The 3,949-nt window shown below is 69.9% G+C and carries 4 protein-coding genes; 1 reads left to right on the top strand and 3 read right to left on the bottom strand.

Annotated elements, in window-relative coordinates; translation table 11 throughout:
- Positions 1–96 (top strand): type II toxin-antitoxin system YoeB family toxin (locus tag RB146_14025; GenBank protein ID MDQ7830082.1); only part of this gene is annotated, 96 nt, incomplete at its 5' end.
- Positions 97–196: 100 nt separating this feature from the next.
- Here RB146_14025 and RB146_14020 read toward each other — a convergent pair.
- The 3 genes from RB146_14020 to RB146_14010 form a co-directional block, all read right to left on the bottom strand.
- Positions 197–997, bottom strand: a complete 801-nt coding sequence (locus RB146_14020) for an FkbM family methyltransferase (protein ID MDQ7830081.1) — start codon at positions 995–997, stop codon at positions 197–199.
- Positions 998–1,107: 110 nt separating this feature from the next.
- On the bottom strand, positions 1,108–2,982 hold the full coding sequence (asnB, locus tag RB146_14015; protein ID MDQ7830080.1) for an asparagine synthase (glutamine-hydrolyzing): 1,875 nt from the start codon (positions 2,980–2,982) through the stop codon (positions 1,108–1,110).
- Positions 2,983–3,047: 65 nt separating this feature from the next.
- A partial coding sequence (locus RB146_14010) for a glycosyltransferase (protein ID MDQ7830079.1) occupies positions 3,048–3,949 on the bottom strand: 902 nt, incomplete at its 5' end.

The raw sequence follows: 3,949 nt of genomic DNA, 5'->3' as shown, positions 1-3,949 counted from the left end.
GGCGTCTGGTCACGACGGCTGACGCAGGAGCACCGAATTGTGTACCGCGTCACCGAAGACCGCATCGATTTCCTGCAGGCGCGGTACCACTACTGAGCCGGGTCGCTTTCCCCACATCTGCAGCTTCAGCCCCGGATTGACCACGATATCTTGGCGGCCGACGCGTTGCCGTGGCAGGCGTTCAGACCCAGGATGATCATGCCCGCGGCACCGCCAGGAGATGGGCAGGCCCCCCCACGGGCAACTGCGTGTCTACCTCCGCACCCTTTCCCACCGGTCTCACCTCGTATCGCTCAAGCCTGAAGCAGGCAGCTACTATCTCTGCCGTTCCGTGGGTTTCCACGATCCACACGGGCCGACACTCCCGCAGGAGGATGGAGGCACCTGCCAGTACGTCGAGCTCGGATCCTTCCACGTCGACCTTCACCAGCCGAGGAGCTGGACAGTTCGCGAGCAAGTTGTCCAACGGCACAACAGAACACTCGCCGTCGCCATCATCCTCCAGGCGCGTCTGACTCGGATGCTCCGCCAAGCGCCGGAAACGGGCACGACCCTCAGTCCGTCCGGCAGCCAGCCTGAGCGCCCTGACGTCATGCGCGCCGTTGGCTCTGAGATTCGTCAGGAGTCGGTCAAAGTTGATGGGATCGGGCTCAAGGGCGACGACGTTGGCCCCGAGCCGCCACAGAAAGAGTGAGTGATAACCAATGAACCCCCCCACATCCCACGCCCAATCTCCCGGACGCACGTACCTGCTCATCGCCTCCTGGATCCAGGGCTCGTAGGTGCCGAGCCAGAGAAACTTCTCACGCCTCAGGTCGAGCTCCATGCGCAGGCCTTGCAGACCACCACCCGCGATACGGACGGAACTCAAACCCTCGGGGACAAAGCGGTTGAGCGCACGGCGCAGGAACCCGGCCAGATGGGGACGACTGTACACTGACAGCGCCCACCGGTCTGGGAGCACTCGGCGGACGATATCAACGCCGCGAACGATCATGCTGCCGTCACCCGCCGCTTTGACGAATTCGTCAAGGATGTAAGAATCGTCGCGCTGTCCGAGACCCTCACTCTCATGGGATCAAATCCTCGCCGAGACCAGCCCGAGGGTCAAACCACCAGGTGCCTGCGCACCCACTCATTCAGCACGTACAGCGCCCAGGGCCGGGACCATCCCGTCCGGCGGGCCAGGAAGTCGCGCCAGACAGCCCGCACTTCCACGGGATCGAGGAAGAGCCGCAGCGGTTCGGGGATCGCCTCGATGCCCTCCTCTACCCTCCCCCTCAGCGGGCCGCGCAGCCACCGCTCCCACGGCAGGGTAAAAGTCCGCTTCCGGCCGCGGACAACGGCCTCAGGCAGGCGGTCACCCAGCGCCTCCAGCAGCAGGGCCTTGGCGCCGCGTCGTGGCCCCAAGCGCCCGGCCCGCCAGGCGTCGGGTAGGGAGGCTACGAACTCCACCACTTCCCGATCGATGAATGGCACCCGCACCTCGAGCGAGTGCGCCATGCTCATGGCGTCGGTATCGCGCAGCAGGGTGTTGACCAGATAGGTGCCCAGCTCCAGCGTTGAAACCCGGCCGAACGGGCCCAGCTCCCGGGACCGCGCCGCCAGATCGGCGAGGCGGTCGGCCCAGGGTCCGCCAGGTGCGGCGGCCGCAGTGCCGTTCAGCAGAGCAAGCACTCGGTGCGGCGGGAAGAGCGCCCGCGCCAGGGCATAAGGGTGCGGCAGGAGGTCGGGGGCAGCCAGCAGGTCGGCGACCTTTCCGCGCGCATCGGGGCTCAGCCCGGGAAGCGCACGGGTAGCCCGCGCCGCCCACTTCGCCGGGAGAGGAGCCCGGCGGGCCAGGGCTGCCAGAGCCTCCAATCGGGGAACTGCGACGAAGGTGGTGTAGCCGCCGAACAGCTCGTCGCCGCCCAGCCCCGAGAGGGCCACCTTCAGGCCGGCCTGCCGCGCCCCCCACGAGACAAAGTAGGTATTGATGCCGTCCATGCTGGGTTGGTCCAGGGCCGCCACCGCCTCGTCGAGGCGCCGCAGCGCCTCCTGGCCTGTGAGGACCACCTCGCGGTGTCGCGTGCCCAGCCGCCGGGCCGTCTCGCGGGCCAGGGCGGCTTCGTTCCTGTCGGCCTCTTCCGGGAAAGCCACCGTCACCGTGGAGATCGCGCCGTGGGCCTCGGCGGCCAGAGCGGCCACGCACGTGGAGTCCACGCCGCCGCTCAGGAAGACGCCCACGGGGACGTCGGCGACGAGGTGGAGGCCGACGGTTTCCGCAAGAAGGCGGCGGACCGCCGCCACGGACTCGTCCCGGGCGGAGTCCGCCATGCCGTCACGAGCCGCGGGGGCGACCGGCAGGCGCCAGTAGGGTTCCACCTCGACCCGCAGCGCACCGTCGTTCACCTGCGCCGTCAGGCGGTGTCCCGGAGGCAGCGACCGGACGCCGTCCACCAGAGTCAACGGCTCAGCCACGGACCCCCACAGCAGGTAGGCGGCCAGCCCCTCGGTTGAGAGCCGCCGCGGCGCCAGGCCCGAAGCGAGCAGGGCCCGGACCTCGGAGGCGAACAGCAACCGGCCGCCGGCCGTGGCGTAGTACAGCGGCTTGATACCCAGGGGGTCGCGCGCCAGGAGCAGTCTCGCCCCCTCCCCCTGGGGCCCGGCTTCGCGCGCGTCGGCGATGGCAAAGGCGAACATCCCCCGCAGCCGGCCCACGCAGCCGGCGCCCCATTCCTCGTAGGCGTGGACGACCACCTCGGTGTCGGTCTGCGAGCGGAAGACGTGCCCTCGACGCTCCAGGTCGGCCCGCAGAGCGCGGAAGTTGTAGACCTCGCCGTTGAATGTCACCCACACCCGGCCGTCCTCGTTGCTCATGGGCTGTTGGCCGGCCGGCGAGAGGTCGAGGATGCTGAGTCGGGTGCTGCCGAGCACCACGGTGGGAGCCGGGCTGTGGACGCCCCGATCGTCGGGCCCCCGGTGGCGCAGACGGTCGACCATCCGCCAGACGGGCTCAGGAGCGAGCAATGGAGGGCCGTACAGCCCCGCGTGCCGCACATATCAGATCACAGGCCGCGCGAGTGACCCTCTTCCGGCACGAAGGCCGTGCTGCGATGCGAGTGCTCCCGCAGCACTTCCAGGTAGATCTGCTCCTGCTGGGCCACAGGCTCGTCCCAGGAGAGATCGCGGCGTACCTCGAGGGCCCCGGCGCGCAGCCGCTCCCGCAGGTCGGGGTCTTCGAGCAGCCGGGAGAGCCCGTAGCGAATCGCATCCACATGGCAGGGCACGACGAGCCCGGCCCGGTCGGCGACCAGCGGGGCGATGCCGCACCGGTCGGTGACGACCACCGGCACGCCGCAGGCCACCGCCTCCGCCGCCGTGTTGCCGAAGTTCTCGCTGCGCGACGGCAGCACGACCACGTCGGCGTCGGCCAGGGCTGCCCATTTGTCGGCGCCGAACCGGGGACCCATGATCCGCACGCGACCGTTCAGCCCCAGCCGGTCACGCTGCCGCTCGAGCTCCTGGAGGCACCCGTCGCCGTCGTCGGGGCCCACGATGGCCAGAGCTGCCGGCGCTGGCACCGCACTGAACGCCTCCAAAAGCAGGTCGAGCCCCTTTTTCTTCGAGATCCGCCCCAGGTACAGCACGAGCGGCTGATCCTGCCCGACCCCGGCGTCCCGGCGGAAGGCCCCCGGCGACGGGGCCTCCTCGGGACCAGGAGGTTCCACGCCGTTGCGCCGCACCACGACCTTGGCCGCCGGCACACCGTCGGCCACGAGCTCCTCCCGCTCCAGTTCGCTGGTGGCAATCACGCGCGCCGCCCCGGCCACCACCGGCCAGCCCAGGAGGCGCCGGTAGGCGCGCTTGGGGCCGATGTTCCGCACGATGGGCCGGAACATGCCCAGCGGCTCGAGCACGTAGGGGACGCGCCACCGGCGGCAGAAGGCAGCGACGACGGGGCCCAGGA

This window comes from Armatimonadota bacterium (genome assembly GCA_031081585.1).
Classification (GTDB): Bacteria; Sysuimicrobiota; Sysuimicrobiia; order Sysuimicrobiales; family Humicultoraceae; genus Geohabitans; species Geohabitans tengchongensis.
Note: the sequence above shows the minus strand (reverse complement) of the source record. Positions and strands in the feature narration are given on the sequence as shown.

Excerpts from the sequence above, each read along its gene's own strand:
- asnB (MDQ7830080.1), bottom strand. The coding sequence starts at position 2,982 with ATGGTCGACCGTCTGCGCCACCGGGGGCCCGACGATCGGGGCGTCCAC.
- RB146_14020 (MDQ7830081.1), bottom strand. The coding sequence starts at position 997 with ATGATCGTTCGCGGCGTTGATATCGTCCGCCGAGTGCTCCCAGACCGG.